This window comes from Methylomonas methanica (assembly GCF_001644035.1).
Taxonomy (GTDB): Bacteria; Pseudomonadota; Gammaproteobacteria; order Methylococcales; family Methylomonadaceae; genus Methylomonas; species Methylomonas methanica_A.
Genome location: NZ_LUUG01000042.1, coordinates 1 through 15,054, shown reverse-complemented (window position 1 = coordinate 15,054; position 15,054 = coordinate 1). Strand labels below are relative to the sequence as shown.

At 51.4% G+C, this 15,054-nt stretch carries 13 protein-coding genes; 4 read left to right on the top strand and 9 right to left on the bottom strand.

The window, feature by feature from the left end; all coding sequences use genetic code 11:
- Positions 1–38: 38 nt before the first annotated feature.
- Together A1332_RS01795 and traF are read right to left on the bottom strand one after the other, a co-directional pair.
- Positions 39–1,490, bottom strand: a complete 1,452-nt coding sequence (locus tag A1332_RS01795; protein ID WP_082879477.1) for a conjugal transfer protein TraH — start codon at positions 1,488–1,490, stop codon at positions 39–41.
- A complete protein-coding gene (gene traF, locus A1332_RS01790) occupies positions 1,487–2,497 on the bottom strand; it encodes a conjugal transfer protein TraF (protein ID WP_231890182.1) in 1,011 nt (336 codons plus the stop codon). Before traF ends, A1332_RS01795 begins: the two co-directional genes overlap by 4 nt.
- 486 nt (positions 2,498–2,983) lie before the next feature.
- On the opposite strand from traF, the gene mobI reads away from it, so the two are divergent.
- Positions 2,984–3,466, top strand: coding sequence for a conjugative transfer protein MobI(A/C) (gene mobI, locus A1332_RS01785; RefSeq protein WP_064006865.1), 483 nt, complete (start codon positions 2,984–2,986; stop codon positions 3,464–3,466).
- Positions 3,467–3,532: 66 nt separating this feature from the next.
- On the opposite strand, the gene A1332_RS01780 is transcribed toward mobI, so the two are convergent.
- The 5 genes from A1332_RS01780 to A1332_RS01755 all read right to left on the bottom strand — a co-directional run bounded on the left by A1332_RS01780 (position 3,533) and on the right by A1332_RS01755 (position 7,094).
- The gene (locus A1332_RS01780; protein ID WP_197491369.1) at positions 3,533–4,000 is read right to left on the bottom strand and encodes a putative iron-sulfur cluster-binding metallochaperone; all 468 of its coding nucleotides are present in this window, start codon (positions 3,998–4,000) and stop codon (positions 3,533–3,535) included.
- Between the two features lie 17 nt (positions 4,001–4,017).
- Positions 4,018–4,725 (bottom strand): MerT/CopZ fusion-like heavy metal transport selenoprotein, encoded by a 708-nt coding sequence (locus tag A1332_RS26450; RefSeq protein ID WP_331725252.1) that lies wholly within the window; start codon positions 4,723–4,725, stop codon positions 4,018–4,020.
- A gap of 87 nt (positions 4,726–4,812) precedes the next feature.
- The gene (locus A1332_RS01765) at positions 4,813–5,220 is read right to left on the bottom strand and encodes a MerR family transcriptional regulator (protein ID WP_064006862.1); all 408 of its coding nucleotides are present in this window, start codon (positions 5,218–5,220) and stop codon (positions 4,813–4,815) included.
- Between the two features lie 529 nt (positions 5,221–5,749).
- Complete coding sequence (trfA, locus tag A1332_RS01760) at positions 5,750–6,619, bottom strand: plasmid replication initiator TrfA (protein WP_064006861.1); 870 nt, start codon at positions 6,617–6,619, stop codon at positions 5,750–5,752.
- A gap of 10 nt (positions 6,620–6,629) precedes the next feature.
- A complete protein-coding gene (locus A1332_RS01755; protein WP_064006860.1) occupies positions 6,630–7,094 on the bottom strand; it encodes a hypothetical protein in 465 nt (154 codons plus the stop codon).
- A gap of 130 nt (positions 7,095–7,224) precedes the next feature.
- On the opposite strand from A1332_RS01755, the gene mobH reads away from it, so the two are divergent.
- Genes mobH through A1332_RS01740 form a run of 3 tightly spaced genes read left to right on the top strand, consistent with a single transcriptional unit; the run spans position 7,225 to position 12,109 of the window.
- Positions 7,225–9,651, top strand: a complete 2,427-nt coding sequence (gene mobH, locus A1332_RS01750) for a MobH family relaxase (RefSeq protein ID WP_082879476.1) — start codon at positions 7,225–7,227, stop codon at positions 9,649–9,651.
- Positions 9,648–11,480: a conjugative transfer system coupling protein TraD gene (traD, locus tag A1332_RS01745; RefSeq protein ID WP_064006858.1), complete on the top strand. Its 1,833-nt coding sequence runs from the start codon at positions 9,648–9,650 to the stop codon at positions 11,478–11,480. Before mobH ends, traD begins: the two co-directional genes overlap by 4 nt.
- Complete coding sequence (locus tag A1332_RS01740) at positions 11,477–12,109, top strand: DUF4400 domain-containing protein (RefSeq protein WP_064006857.1); 633 nt, start codon at positions 11,477–11,479, stop codon at positions 12,107–12,109. Before traD ends, A1332_RS01740 begins: the two co-directional genes overlap by 4 nt.
- Before the next feature lie 321 nt (positions 12,110–12,430).
- Here the strand turns inward: A1332_RS01740 and A1332_RS01735 are convergent, their stop codons facing one another.
- Both A1332_RS01735 and A1332_RS01730 read right to left on the bottom strand, forming a co-directional pair.
- Entirely contained in the window at positions 12,431–12,934 is a 504-nt protein-coding gene (locus A1332_RS01735) for a hypothetical protein (RefSeq protein ID WP_064006856.1), read from the bottom strand.
- A gap of 9 nt (positions 12,935–12,943) precedes the next feature.
- A partial coding sequence (locus tag A1332_RS01730) for an HAD-IC family P-type ATPase (RefSeq protein ID WP_064006855.1) occupies positions 12,944–15,054 on the bottom strand: 2,111 nt, incomplete at its 5' end.

The window sequence follows — 15,054 nt, the reverse complement described above, 5'->3', positions numbered from 1 at the left end:
GAGGAAGAAATACATCATGGGGGACGTGGAATGAACGTTTAAGGACTTGGCCAAGCCATCCCGGAAGCCGGCAACTGCGCCACGGTGCCGTAGTGTTTAGGCTTCACGGTATTCATCAATTGCTGGTAAAACGCCATCAGGGTTTGCGGATTCCCATAACGACCGGCGATTGTGACGTACTCGTCTTGAATCTGCTCACGGGCATCTTTCAAGGCATCCATCAGCAATTTGGCGTAGGCGTGGTCGTTCATGTGTGCCGCGGTCTGCACGGCATTGAGCAAATCGTTGACGATCAATTGCGCCAATTCCAAGGCAATCACCGGTGCCGCTTCTTCGGCCCACAGTTTGGCAATGCCGGCATCCTCCCTCGCCAGGTTATGGATCATGCCGCCGATGGCATCCGGTACGGTTTGCATGAATGCTTTCTCGCTGTCGGTGATCTGGCCGCTGTTGGTCGAGAATTTGTAAATCAAGCCATTGCCGCTATTAGCCGATCCCAGCAAGAGTTCCATTACCCTTTGTTTCAAGCCGACCAGATTGACGTTCTGGACAATGGGCTTCAGACACTGATCGGCGTCATGGCCATCACTGCAGGTATACATCCTGACGGTTTGATAACTGTTGCCGGCATCGTTGCCGTACATCAAATCCTTGATCCGCAACACCGGCGGCGGCGCACTGATGGCATTGTTTTCGCCTTTGCCGTCCGGTGCGGCTTGAGGCGCATCGACGATCACCGTACCGGAAATACTCATGGCCGCTTCCAGTAAACTGTTGCCGCCAAACCGAAACCAACCACCAGCGTTCTGATTGACCAAGGCCCGCCAGACCAGATTGCCTTGAATGATCTTGGTCATATCGGTCGGGTCGTTTTGCTTGATTTGCTGTACCGGATCACCCAGGGTACTGGTATTGGTCCAACTGGAAAACACATCCGAAATGCCTTGGGTAAACGAGGCATTGGACAGATTGGTCTTGCTTTGCAGATCGAAGGCTTTGACCGTATCGTTGACCAGGCCCTGCGCCAAACGGCAGGAGTTGCTGAACATCTGGTTCATCTCCTGGATTTTCTTTTGCAGGTCGGTCATCACAGACGCACACCAGGGACACATGGCGCCAACGGCGAGTTGGAATGCATAGCCCGCCGCATTGCCGGCCACGTTGCGCATCAATTGCACGAACTGGTTGAAGTTGATGAAACTGAAACTGCCGGCGAACAAATCGATACCGCCACAACCAGCACTGAACGACGGTGGCACGAACGACACCAGGTTGGTATTGGTGATGCCATTGCGTGCCACCAAGCTGCCGCCGGTAATCACGCCACGGCGCTGCCCCAAATGCGCGGTCGGCGCCGTAAAATTGGTCATGGTGCCGAACATGCTGTCCATTTCCTGTTGCAGGTCGGCATAGGCTGGAACGGCACTCTCAACCAACAAAATCAATACGACGACTTGGCGATAGCGTAATCGAAGCGAAAACGACGTCATGGCGTGCTCCTCATTTGCGCACTGCGTTGCAATGCCTGGATCAGTGACAGTGGATCTTGAGTGACCGCCGGGCTGATGCTACCGGCGGCCGGCAATAGCATCGGCGTGTTACGAATGCCCTGGGTAGTTTGATATTGCGAGGCATCGATCCAACCGGCTTCCTTGGCGGCCAGCAGAATCCGTCCGGTAACTTCCTCTAACGACAAGGCGCCTTGCGCCAACGGCACAATCTGCTTGGGCGGTTTCATCAGAAACAGCGCCGGTGTCTGTTCAACCCCCAACATGGCAGCCTGACCGTTATCACGTTTGAACTGACTGAAAAAGCCGTTCGGCATCGGCAAACCATCGAGCGACACGGGATAAATCTTGAATCCATAAGCGTTTTCCAGCATCGCCAGAATCGGCGCCTGCACATGGCAATAGGGACAATCGGACCGGAAGAAAAACAAGATGCCGGCTTGGGCGGCAATCGCTTTCAAGGCGCGTTCGGCCACCACGCTGGCCTGATGATTGGCTTCATTGGCCGCATAGGTCGCCACTGGCCGGCGCACAGTTTCATCGAGTTGCGGATCCGACATCACCACGTAACGCGCTGCATTGGTAAAACGCTCGGCTTTGTCCATCATCACCCGCTGCAGATAGTAAAACGCCGCCACATTCTCGGGACTCGGATCGTCGATGGCTTGGTTTAAGTAATGCTCCAGGTTTTGCTTCAACCAGGTCGAGGACAGTGGCTGGGGTTCTACAGCAGTCTGTGCTTGAGTTTGGGTTTCAATTTCAGCCTCAACGACGTTAGGCGGTTTGCTGTCAGGCTTGGGTTTTTCCTGATCGGCTTGGATTTCGGGTTTGGCTTTTTTGACCGGCTCAGGCAACACCTCATACCAAAACCAGCCGCGCTGTTTGTCGGCGAAATAGGAAACCTCGGGCGCGTCGTCCTTACCCATCGCCATAGAGGCTCTGAGACACAAGCTCATGATGATCGGTAAAGAAATGGCGTTTCGGTTCATCGCGCCATTGTCCGTCAGATTTTCCCAGCCACTTTTGCAGCTGACGACGAAAACGCCATCAGCTGCAAGATGGTTCGAAAAGCTATCGCAGAACGCGACCGTGACGGCAGACGATCACGAATTCGGCGTCAACTGCAATCGGCATCCCATATCGGTTGCCTAAAATGTCGACGTTATTGCGAACTGGCGATGACCCGTAAATCCCAATAGGAATCGACTTTCGATTTGCCTACGTTAGTAGGGAAACGTGGCAACGGTAATCGGTTCGAAATCCGAAGTTATTTCCTAGATAGGCATGAATCACGCCGTTTTGCCGAGGCAATGCCTAAAGAAACCATCGAGAAAATGACAGTGATATGCCTACTGCGGTAGGCATTTAAGGTGCAAATACCTATGCAGTAAGACGTTTTCCAAGGCTCGCAATGAACAGAAAGTCCCTTAGGCATTGTCCATGTCTATCCCTACAGTTAAGTAATAGGAAAATTCATGTCCAGCGAACAACCTGTCAACGCACAGTCCACTCTCACCGAACAAGACCTGCTGCATTGGATCGAAACCCAGTGCGATCATCTCCAGGCGCAAGCCAAAGTGCTGGTCGATGATTATTGGCGCCAAATGAAAAGCCAGCGCCAGAAACACAACAAAAGCGAATCGGGCCGAATCGGCGTCCGCATCCGCTGCCGGGAAAACCAACGCGCTTTCAGCATTGAGTGGTACCGCATGGCCACGTTGCGGCAAAACGGTCAAACCAAGCCCATTGCTCAGTACCTGAAAAAAGGTCGCGGCTATCGTTATCCGCTCGGCAACCTGCTGAAGGGCGAACCCGCCTGGGAAGCGGAATTAGTCGAAGAACTGGAAACCGAGTTTGCCCATATCCGGCAACAGCTCGATCGGCTGGGAAAAATTCGCGACGCGGTGCAGCGTTATCGAAAGGGTCTCGAACCCAACACAAACCCGCCCGCCGAGTGAGGCCATAAATCCCATATTCGTTCCGCCCCTTAAATGGATTGAAGGTCTCTGTTCAGATAAAAGCGGTTAATCGCCGAGTCTAAAATCGAGTTTCAATATGCCTGGTTCCAGCCATTGATTTTCCAAACGCTTGATGTTGGCTAAACAGCACTGGCCTGACGGGTTCCTGATTTCACAGGCACATTCCCCGGCCTTGGTGCGTTGCATGACAAAATCCTTTATCGGTTCCGCACGCTGAGCTTTTAACGCCGATAAATACTGCTCGGCGTCAATATCAAAACAGTAACAAAGCGCGTCGTTTTGGATCGCTTGATAGCTTCGTAAAAGCTGTTTGGGAATAGCGTTGCCTGCGTTGGAGAAGTAAGCAATTGAGCATGTTTTTGCCGGACAAAAATAATAGCTATCAATGACGATTGACTGATTCTCGGGAAACCTTACCTGATGGTACAGCGTTGACATGCCGACGCTTTTGCACGAGGAACCGCATTCAGGACAAATCTGTTTGGTAATAGTGGAGCTGCAGCAATCAGACATAGACGCTATCCTCGGCCTTATCGAGCAACAGGTGTGGCAAGGGAACCCGGATAACCAGCATCCGTCGTGGCTTTGATCAAGGCTGCACTATCGGTTTTTTGGCTATCGAAGATTATAGTGGCTGTTTTTAAATCGTAATCGACAGTCACTTCTTGTACGCCTTCGACTTTCTGCAAAGCTTTCTTGATGGTAACTGTACACATGGCACAGGTCATATTTTCTATATTCAGCGTCACCGTTTGCTGTCGGTTTGGCTGTGCAACAGCCGTTTCAGCATGAGCCGCCGGCATCCACAACACACTTGATGACAAGCTTAAAATAAGCAAACTGGATTTAATGGTCATATCTGAATCCTCTCAAGCCATGAAAAAAGGCGCTAACCAGGGAAAGGCCAGCAGTATCAAAATGAATGCGGAACCCAACCAAAACATCAGGCGTTGTCGGCGTTGAATGTCGGATGTGGCACAGCTTTCACCTTCCTCACAGCGTTGAGGTGTTAGATAGAGTTTTCGATACCCTAACGCCATAAAGACCAGGGTCAGGATGATGAAAAATGGACGGACCGGTTCCAGTCCCGTCAACGTACTCATCCATGCGCCGCCAATACCTAAAGATAAAAATAAAAAGGGCCCGACACAGCATGCCGAAGCCCCTATAGCGGCCAAGAGAGCGCCGAACCCTAACCATGACGGGGTGTTAATGGATGTTTCAGGGTCTGTATTCATGCGAATCTCCTCAACCAAACAATGTTCAATGCTGGCAAGGAGTCTAAACCCTGTTGTTTAGAACAGAGTCAAGTGCGTGATTTAAAATCAGGCTTGGGTTGATGCATCATCGCTAAACGCATCGAGAATAGCGCAATGAGCTGCTGGAGCTGTCTGCTGACAGTCGTTGACCAGACTTTCCAATATCTGACGGAGAGTCGTTAAATCCCTGATTTGTTGATCAATCTGCTGACATTTCTGCTCGGCTAGTTGTCGTACGTCAGCACAATGCGCCCCATCAAGCGATAACAAGGTGGCAATTTCCTTCAAGGTAAATCCAGCCTGCTGCGCACGTTTGATGAAGCGTATTCGCGCAGTCGCATCAGATGAATAACATCGATAACCGCCATCGGGTTTCGGTGGTTCCGTCAGTAAGCCGATACGTTGATAGTGACGGATGGTCTCGATAGTGACTTCGGTTTGTTTGGCTAGTTTGCCGATCGTTAAATTTGACATTTTTGAGCCTTGGGTTTTCTTCTCAATGTAAAACGACAATGTTCATCAAATAGCTGGAGTCGTAATCAGAAATCTGACAAACAGAAATTGAATTTTATAAAGCTATTGGGCCATTGTGCGAAAGCCGGAAGAGATAATGGCATGTTCGCAGAACCCCGGCACGGTGAACAAGCGTTCTTTTAAAAGGTGAAATTATCCACAGATGTACATTCCCTTATTTAGATTAAATAAAGATTATATATAGATTAGCACCCTCGATTTTCAGCGCGAAAGAGTCGCTGTAGCCCAAGAATGGCAAGGCCTGCGGCGATTTCACAATTTGCTCGAAGCGTCGGTCTAATGCCGTGTCAAACGTCGGCCTAATGCCGTGCTTTTTGTCGGTCGAATGCCGTGCCCGTCGGTCTAATGCCGTTACCTTGTCGGCCGAATGCCGTGCCTCCGTCGGTCTAATGCCGTATCCGCGTCGGCCTAATGCCGTATCGAGAGGCTTCGACCGACCGAAAATAGCGTCGGTCGAATGCCGTGCTTTTTAGTGCTGCTGGTCGTCGAGAAAACGTTGTTGACTGGGCGTCGGCTGGCGTTTGATTTTCACCATGTCATCAGCGAATTCAAAGCTAGCCAAAGTGCCAATGCTCACCAAGGCCTCCAACGCTTTACCCAACCGATATTTGAAATCGCGCAGGGTTTTCGAGCCACTGCCGCTCAGTCGGTGAACGGTGGTAATTTTCATCGGGAACGGAGCGGCATGGGACGACAAGAAACCGTGTAACCATAGTGCCAAGGGTTGTTTGCGCAACTTCTGCCGCTGTTCGAATTCAATGTAGGTGTAGCCTTCCTCGAACAGGCGCAGCATGGATTCGGTCAATTCCACCACGTAGCGCTGCGTCAGTTCGTCACGGTAATAGCGCAAGAAGCCTTTTTCACCGAAGGCATCCCGACCGTGAAAGGTGATTTCGACAAAGGCGCCGCCCAAGCGGGCCATCGCTTCTTTCAGCCATTCATGTTGGCTTTTACCGCTACCGCGACCCAATGCCGTCAATAGGGCATGGGCGCTGAAGGTCACGCTGAATCCCGGTAATTGTTGCCGGGACAAATGCACAATCTGCATCCAGACATCGAGATCTGATTGGTTGAGCTGTATGCCGAGGTAGCGAACCTCGATCCCATCAACCGCAGCCAGCAGGGTGCGTTTTTTGTAGGCCATCCGTTCCTTTCCTTGGATGCCGGCAAACAATGCGCTCCGCAAGCAAGCATTCGGCGTACCACGAATTGCCGACGGCCAGTTGGGCAACGATGTTAAGGGTTCGATAACCCGCAATTTGGCTTTTTTCCGCTCTGTCAGAGACTGAAAACGTTCGGTGAGATTGTCGAGCGAATGGTTTGTACTATTTCTGTCCATGGCGGCCGCCTCACTTCTTCAGGCTGCCAGGATTGCAGCCGTGGCTCAGCACGTTGTGTGGGATAGTCATGGTTTTGACTAGCGCCTGCTCCTCCGGTGTCATATCAAGTTGGTGATGGCAATATTTTCGCCAGGCGCGTTCGATGTCCTGCAAATTGTCATCCTGGCGATCGGGAATGTGCGACGTGCTGACATTGAGAACGCGATCCGCTACGTCGTCATTCGCAACGTAAACACCAAGCGGCTGATCGGCTTGCCTGACGACGTGTTCCATTGCTGCACCTCGCAGCACTGAACCGCCCAATCCTCCTGTCTGCCAAGCATTATCCAGGCGCCAGGGTTGTTCGGGTTGAATCGGCACAATCGATTCGATGACGGTCTCGCTTACGGCGGCATCGGGCCGATTCAGCGAAGTACAGGCCGTGCCACACAGCAAGGAAACAAGACAATGGATTGCGAGCGATATGGATTTCATGAGAGCTCCAGAGAAATTAAAGGGAGCTCGTTACACTAAACACTCTTTTGTGAAGCCTGCTTGCAGCTGGCGTCGAATTCGTCGTCAGCTGCAAGCGACGATTGAAAAATTCCCGGCAAGATGCGGCGTTATGGAAAATACGCCTTCGACGCTCATTACTCGCATCTGCCAACGTCTGTTTGGCGTCGAGTCCGCGCCTGTCGGTCAGGTGGCGACAACGATGGATGAGGACGTGCCGCGTTACCCGCCGTTCATGAAGGGTCTGCCGGCTGCGCCTGTGGAACGCATCCTGTCCAGTCAAACAGAATTGATTGCGGCCATCGAACAGGCGCTGGCCATGCCGGATAGTCTTTATCAAACCATAGCCGCGCCGGTCATACGCCGCTATGCCGCCTACAGCCACTTGTTGCCGGCGTCGGAGTCGCATCATCATCGCGGCGCCGGTGGCTTATTTCGGCACGGTCTGGAAGTCGCCCATTGGGCGACCTTGGCTTCCCAGGGCAGTTTATTTGCCACGTCAGCATCACCCAAAGAACGAAAAGCACAAGAATTACGCTGGCGTCTGGCGGTCTGTTTTGCAGGGCTATTACATGATATCGGCAAACCGGTCGCCGATATCGCCGTGGTCGATGCGCAGGGGCAACATACCTGGAACCCTTGCGATGAAAACATCACCGACTGGGCTGTGCGACATCAGATCGACCGGTACTTTCTGCGTTGGCGGGATAACCGCCATAAACGCCACGAACAGTTTTCGGCCTTGGTGATCGAGCGCGTCCTGACCCGCGAAGCGCGCACATTCATTCTGGAGTCCGGCCCCGACATCATGCAAGCCATGCTGGAAACCATTAACGGTTTGGACCGCGGCTCCAAAGTTTACGCACTGGTGATAACCGCCGACTGCAAAAGTGTGGAACGGGATTTAAAAGCGCATTATCAAAACATCGATTCGGCCTTGGGCATGCCGGTGGAAAAGTACCTGTTCGACGCCATGCGCCGCTTGGTCAAGTCCGGACAATGGACCGTCAACGAAAAAGGCGCTCGACTATGGCGTTTTGAGGATGGCCTGCATATCGTCTGGCGGGCCGGCGCGCAAGACATCGTCACCCTGTTGGCTAAGGACAAAGTACCCGGCATTCCCCGCGACGAAGATACCTTGGCGGACATCTTGATCGAGCGAGGTTTGGCAATTCCCAAATTCTGGCCGGATGGCCGGCAATACCGTTATTGGCATATGCAGCCTGATAGCTTGGACAACCCACTGTATTTGTTGCGCCTGAAATCTGCGGAACTGGTATTCAGCGGCGAACCGCCAACCGTGGTAGCCGCTCACGAAATCAGTGACCAAGATGCGCCTACCGTAAAAACTGAGCCCGTTTCGAATCCGATACCCAAAACCGCCAAGCCGGCAAAAAACAAGAATATCGCGGTTCTGACGCCACCAACCAGCACAGAGAATCTTGTGTCGGTAACCAATACGCCGCTTCAGACTGCTAACTCGGAAAACATAAACGTCCCCGCGCACTTGGTCCAAACCGAATCCGTTTCTGCCATTCCTTCATCGGAATTCACGCACGACATTAAACCCATGCCATCCGTCCTGGATCAAGACCCGAATCAGTCTGACTTGGACGACAACCCTACCTGTCCGATTCAAGCCAAGGTGTCGCCAAACCCAACCAAATCCGTTCCAACGGGACATGAATCTAGTCATCCAGCCTCAGAAACCGAATCACTCACGGTTGAAATCCCAACGCTTGATAGTCCCGTTGACAAAGCCAAGTCGTGGCTGGACGATCATGGTCACGCCGGACAATGGTTATTGAACATCGCTTCTAATTTCACTCAGGGCCAATGGCAATGGGGAATCGATGCTTTGGAAGTTCAAGATAAATACTTGCTGCCGTTTCCAGCTACTGCTGAAAAACTGGGAGTCGATCCCAATCAGTTTATCAAAACCCTTGAGGACGCCGGCTGGCTGGTCACCGATGTGCTATCGCCAATGCGCAAGGTGCAAACCATCCGATCAGTTCGAGGCATCCTACTAGCATTGGAACCGAGTTTGGCTCTGAAGGCATTATTAAAACCCCAAGGTGGAGCCAGACCGTCAGTGTCATCTGTGCCACCACCAAGCGACAGCGCTGACAACGCCAGTATTCGGTTGCAGCCATCCAAACCTCACAAACGCACGAAACCGGAACCTAAAACTGTTCAGGGCACGTCAAAAATGTCCGGCGACCAAGAATCGATTAACGCTAACGTTTCAGACATTTCGGTCAAATCCAATGCTGCCAAATCAAACCCGCCCCAAGCGACAACTCACGCAAAACCCAGAATAATCGATTTGCTGATAACGCATGTGAGGCAACAAAACATTCCGCCCGATGAATCATCTCCGGAAGGCAACTGGCATACGGTTTCCAATACCGAGCTGGAACGGTTTCTGACCGAGAACCCCACGATCAAGCGAACTCGACTTATGCTCGATATCGCCAATCATCCGGATTGTCGATCGATCCGTGCGACGGAAGGCATTCAGGTGCGGCTAAGCTTATGAAATCCGATTACGACTATCAGTTTCCCTGGCGGCCGATTTTTGAAGTGTATGCCATTACCGGCTGGATCGTAGGGGCCGGATTGGCGTACCTGACCAGTCGTTGGTCGGGATTGCCGCGAGAGCCGTTCGACTGGTTGATGGCGGCTTGCGTGGTGATGGTCTGTTACCGACTGCCAGCGGCAGTGAGCCTCTGGTATCGCAAACGACGCTTGAGGCAATTTAGATTTCAATACCTGGATACCGAGAAACTCGGGCAAATGGTGAAACACCATCCCGACGAGTTATGGTTCGGCTGGGGATTCGATTGGGTGCAAAAGCATGCGCAATTGGCGTATGAGATTTTGAAACGCGATGTTTCGACGCTGATTCCCAGCGATCATCAACGCATGGGCTCGGCTTGGATACACGGCTTGGAAGCCTCCGAAAGCGACATCCGTCAGCCCTTACAGCATACCGCCGGCCATACGCTGCTGGTCGGTACCACCGGCGCCGGTAAAACTCGCGCCTTTGACGTCTTGGTCACTCAAGCCGTGTTGCGCGGCGAGGCGGTAATCATCATCGACCCCAAGGGCGACAAGGATTTGATGGCCTGTGCTAAACGCGCCTGCGCCTTAGCCAAGCGCCCGGATCGTTTCGTATATTTCCACCCAGCATTTCCGGAAGACAGCGTGCGACTCGATCCCCTGCACAATTTCAACCGGCCTTCGGAAATCGCCAGCCGCATCAGCGCCATTTCGCCCAGCGAAAGCAGTAACGATCCGTTCAAGGCGTTCGGTCAAAAATCACTGGACAACGTGATTCAGGGCTTGATGGTGATCGAGGAACGACCAACGCTAGTGAAATTGAGGCGTTACCTGGAAGGCGGTCCTTCGACACTGGTGATTCAGGCCTTGGAACGCTATTTCGACAACAACCTGGGACATTGGCGGCAAGAGGCGAGGCCTTACCTGAAAAATGCCAAGGACATCGATTCCAAAGCAGTAGGCCTGGTGCGATTTTACCGGGAGGTCGTGCAGTACCAATTGCCCAATTTGGATTTGGAAGGCCTGTTGTCTTTGTTCGAACACGACCGAGCACACTTCAGCAAGATGGTGGCGTCCTTGATTCCAATCATGAACATGCTGACCTCGGGTTCCTTGGGGCCTTTGCTGTCACCGAATCCGCACGACGTGGATGATCTACGGCCGATTACCAATACCGGCCACATCATTGAAAAAGCCCAGGTCGCTTACATCGGCTTGGACTCGTTATCGGATGGCATGGTGGGCAGCGCGATTGGTTCGATTCTGTTGGCCGACTTGGCGGCCGTCGCCGGTGATCGCTACAATTACGGCGTCTCGGATAGACCGGTGAATGTGTTCGTCGACGAGGCGGCGGAAGTCATCAATGATCCCTTCATTCAGGTCCTGAACAAAGGCCGCGGCGCCAAGATTCGGCTGTTCATCGCCACGCAAACCTTCGCCGATTTTGCGGCCCGCACCGGTTCTCAGGACAAAGCACGGCAAGTGCTGGGCAACGTCAACAACCTGATCGCGCTCAGGATCATGGACAGCGAAACCCAGCAGTACATCACCGACAATCTGCCCAAAACCCGTTTGAAGTACATCATGCGCACCCAGGGCGTGGCCACCAGCGCGACCAATCCCACCGTGTTCTCCGGCAACGTCGGTGAACGTTTGATGGAAGAGGAAGGCGATTTGTTTGCGCCCCAGTTATTGGGCCAACTGCCGGACTTACATTACATCGCCAAGTTATCCGGCGGCCGCATCGTCAAAGGCCGCTTGCCGATACTGCGTTCTGAGCAAGACCGCCAAAGCGCCGGCTCATGACACGCAATCTGTTGTTCAGCCTGATGCTTTGGCTACTGGAAGTGATCCTGGTGGCCAGTTTTGTGTCGGACCGCTGGACGCGTGAACTTCAGCACGCCGAAGACCGAATGATGATTGGCTATTTTGGGGCCGATAAAGAATCTCAGATTAGCCACACCGCTCAACGCTGGTTTGATCGCTTGTTCGTCACCACCGGCATCCGCGACAGTGTTTTCCGCTACTTCATCCCGACCGAGCGCGAACGGCAGATGTCCAAAGGCTTCGAGGATGTGGGACGCAACGATTTGTTTCCCTTTATCGAAAGCCGACTCAATGTGCTGTGGGACACGATTTTTCAAATGATCAAGCGCCTGACCACGGCGTGTATTTGGATTCCCTACCTGGCGGCCGCTTTGTTGCCGTTTGTCGTCGACGGACTGGTACGGCGAAAAATCAGCCAGACCAACTTCGATTACCCCAGCCCCATGGCTCATCGCTACAGCCTTTATCTGATTCTGGGCGCGCTGTATCTGTTGCTAGTCAGTTTGACCTTGCCGTTTCCGATTCCGCCACAAGCCGTGCCGGTGGGCGTTTTTGCCGTGGCTTACGCAGTGAACGTGCTGTTGGCCAATACGCAAAAGCGGGTTTAGCTATGCCTGCCTTTCAAAACAGGTTCCTTTAATCCCGTGACAAACTCAAGGGGTGCAATTGTTAAAACGGGTTCGAATGTGGTTGCCAGTTTTCTCTCTTCACAACTTTTCAACCAATATTGGCCTATATGTAAATCCAGAAGAACTGATCAACAACTAGCATTCAGCGTTACCAAATCCACGACGCTCTTGGACGAGTTGATACTGAATGCCTGCCGCGGCAGCGCTACGTTCGTCAGTTTCGAATACATTGAAAATGTCTCTAATCCTAGCGGCATGTAAAGATGGCTTCTGCAATGGTGAGATAAAAAAGAGGCAACCTTAATGACCCGCTGCTCCAATTAAGGTTTCAATTTTATTAACTATTTGTGAAATACCCAAAGGTTGATTGTCAACAATTGAAAGGCATTTTTTATATGCACGTAGTTGAACACAAACCTTTTTACTCTCTATCGCAGGCTCTTTATTAACAATGGTAGTTACGGTTTCATTATCCTTGAGTACTACCTTTTTTTTAACATTAAAAGTATCCGAAATTTCAAAAAAATGCACAGCATAGAAATCATTCAGTAGCTCAATCAAGGTATCGTTTGCAATATTTAATGGTTGTTTTTCGTTGTTTTTACTAAAATAACTATTTCCATTGCCATTTAATGAAATTTGATACCTTTCTGCGTTTTCCTTATTAGACTGACTGGAAATAGTTATTTGTATCTTCTTTAGCGGAAATTGAGTTGGCAATACCGGTGAATACGGCTTTGCCATAACAGTATCGCTAAAAAATACACCTAGCAACATTGAGAAAAGCAATAGATTAATTTTCATATATTATCCTCACTTTTTAAAAAGTCGGCGACGCATTAGTTTTTCTAATCCGACTATCAAATAAACACTTGTCGCTACGCCCAAAATCAATAGCCACTCTCCGCTGGCAATCGCAGCTGTACCGAAGAGTTTTTGCATAGGCGGCCAATAGGTAAATAGTAATTGCAAGAGCGTCATAGTCAATGCGCCAAGAATCACCCATAAATTGGAAAACACCCCAACATGAAACATTGAATACTCTAAAGAGCGGCAGTTAAACAAGTAAAACATTTCGCAAAAAACAAACACATTAGCCGCCACAGTCCGTGCTGAAGCCAGGGATTCGCCGCGTGCCAGCTCCCATTCAAACAGCCCAAACGCACCCATCAACATTAAAGTCGAGACCAGGCAAATCCGAAAAATCAACACACCGTCGAGAATCGGTTGTTGCGGGTCGCGCGGTTTGCGACTCATCAACCTGGGTTCTTTGGGTTCAAAGGCCAGCATCAGCCCCAATAATACGGCTGTCGACATATTAATCCACAGAATTTGTACCGGTGTAATCGGCAAGGCAACATTGGCAAAAATGGCGGCGCTAATCACCAAGCCTTCGCCGCCATTGGTCGGTAAAGTCCAGACGATAAATTTAATCAGATTATCAAACACGCCGCGCCCTTCTTCTACTGCGGCTGCAATAGTAGAGAACAAATCATCGGTCAACACCATGGCCGCCGCTTCCTTGGCTACTTCTGTGCCGCCAAGTCCCATCGCAACCCCAATATTGGCTTGGCGCAAGGCCGGCGCATCATTCACACCGTCACCGGTCATGGCGACAATATGCCCATTGGCCTGCAAAGCTTGCACCAGCTGTAATTTTTGTTCGGGAGCAATTCGGGCATAAACGGCACATTTTTCCACCAGTTGTGGATATTGTGTTTCATGTGTCGCCTGTAATTCCGCCCCCGTCACAACCCGTTCGACATGCCGCATGCCCAATTGTTTGGCAATCGCCAAAGCCGTGACAGGATGGTCTCCGGTAATCATTTTGACTTGAATGCCTGCCCGATAACAGGCGGCGATTGAGGTGATCGCTTCAGGGCGAGGCGGGTCGATCATCGCCTGCAAACCAAGAAAAATGAATCCGCCTTTCACCTGATCATGTTTTACATCGTCATAATCATGATCGCCACGCGCAAACGCCAAAACACGAAGCCCTTGTGCCGCCAAGCGTTCAACTTGTTGGTGCATCAACGCTTTATCCAATGCCGTCAACTGCATTTGCGGGTCAAACGCTTTATCGCAACGCTCCAAAATACTTTCCAATGAGCCTTTTAAGTAAACATGGCGACTATCAATCGCCAGATTATGATGCAGGGTCGCCATGAACTGATGTTGGGATTCAAACGGAATGGCATCCAGACGGGGATGGGCGGTACAAACGGATACTTGATGTAAACCGGCCTTGTGTGCCGCCACCAGTAACGCGGCTTCGGTGGGATCGCCTTCGATGCGCCAACTCTCCGGCTCGGCAATTAATCGCGCGTCATTACATAACAGTCCGGCTTTCAGGCATTCCATCAAAGCAGGAAAATTTTGGTGGACTATCGTCTTGCCATTTAGACCAATGTCGCCGTCGGGCGTGTAACCGCTGCCGGTGATGTCAAAAAATTCTCCGCCTGCATACAAAACCTGAACCGTCATTTGATTTTGGGTCAAGGTACCGGTTTTGTCTGAACAAATGACAGTTGTACTACCCAATGTTTCTACTGCGGGTAGTTTGCGAATAATGGCATTGCGTTTCGCCATCCGTGACACGCCAATTGCCAAGGTAATCGTCAAGGCGGCGGGTAATCCTTCCGGGATAGCACCGACAGCCAAGGCCACAGACGCCATGAACATGTCCAGCAACGACTGGCCTCGCCATACTCCGATTAAAAACGTAACCGCCGCCAAGCCCAGGATGACCCAGAGCAATAACTTACTGAATTGAGCAATTTTAACCGTCAGCGGTGTTTCCAGCTCAATGGTGCTACTGAGCAGGCTATTGATGCGTCCGATTTCAGTGTGATCACCAACTTCAACAACGACCCCTGTGCCACTGCCATAAGTGACTAAAGTTGAGGAATACGCCATATTAAAAC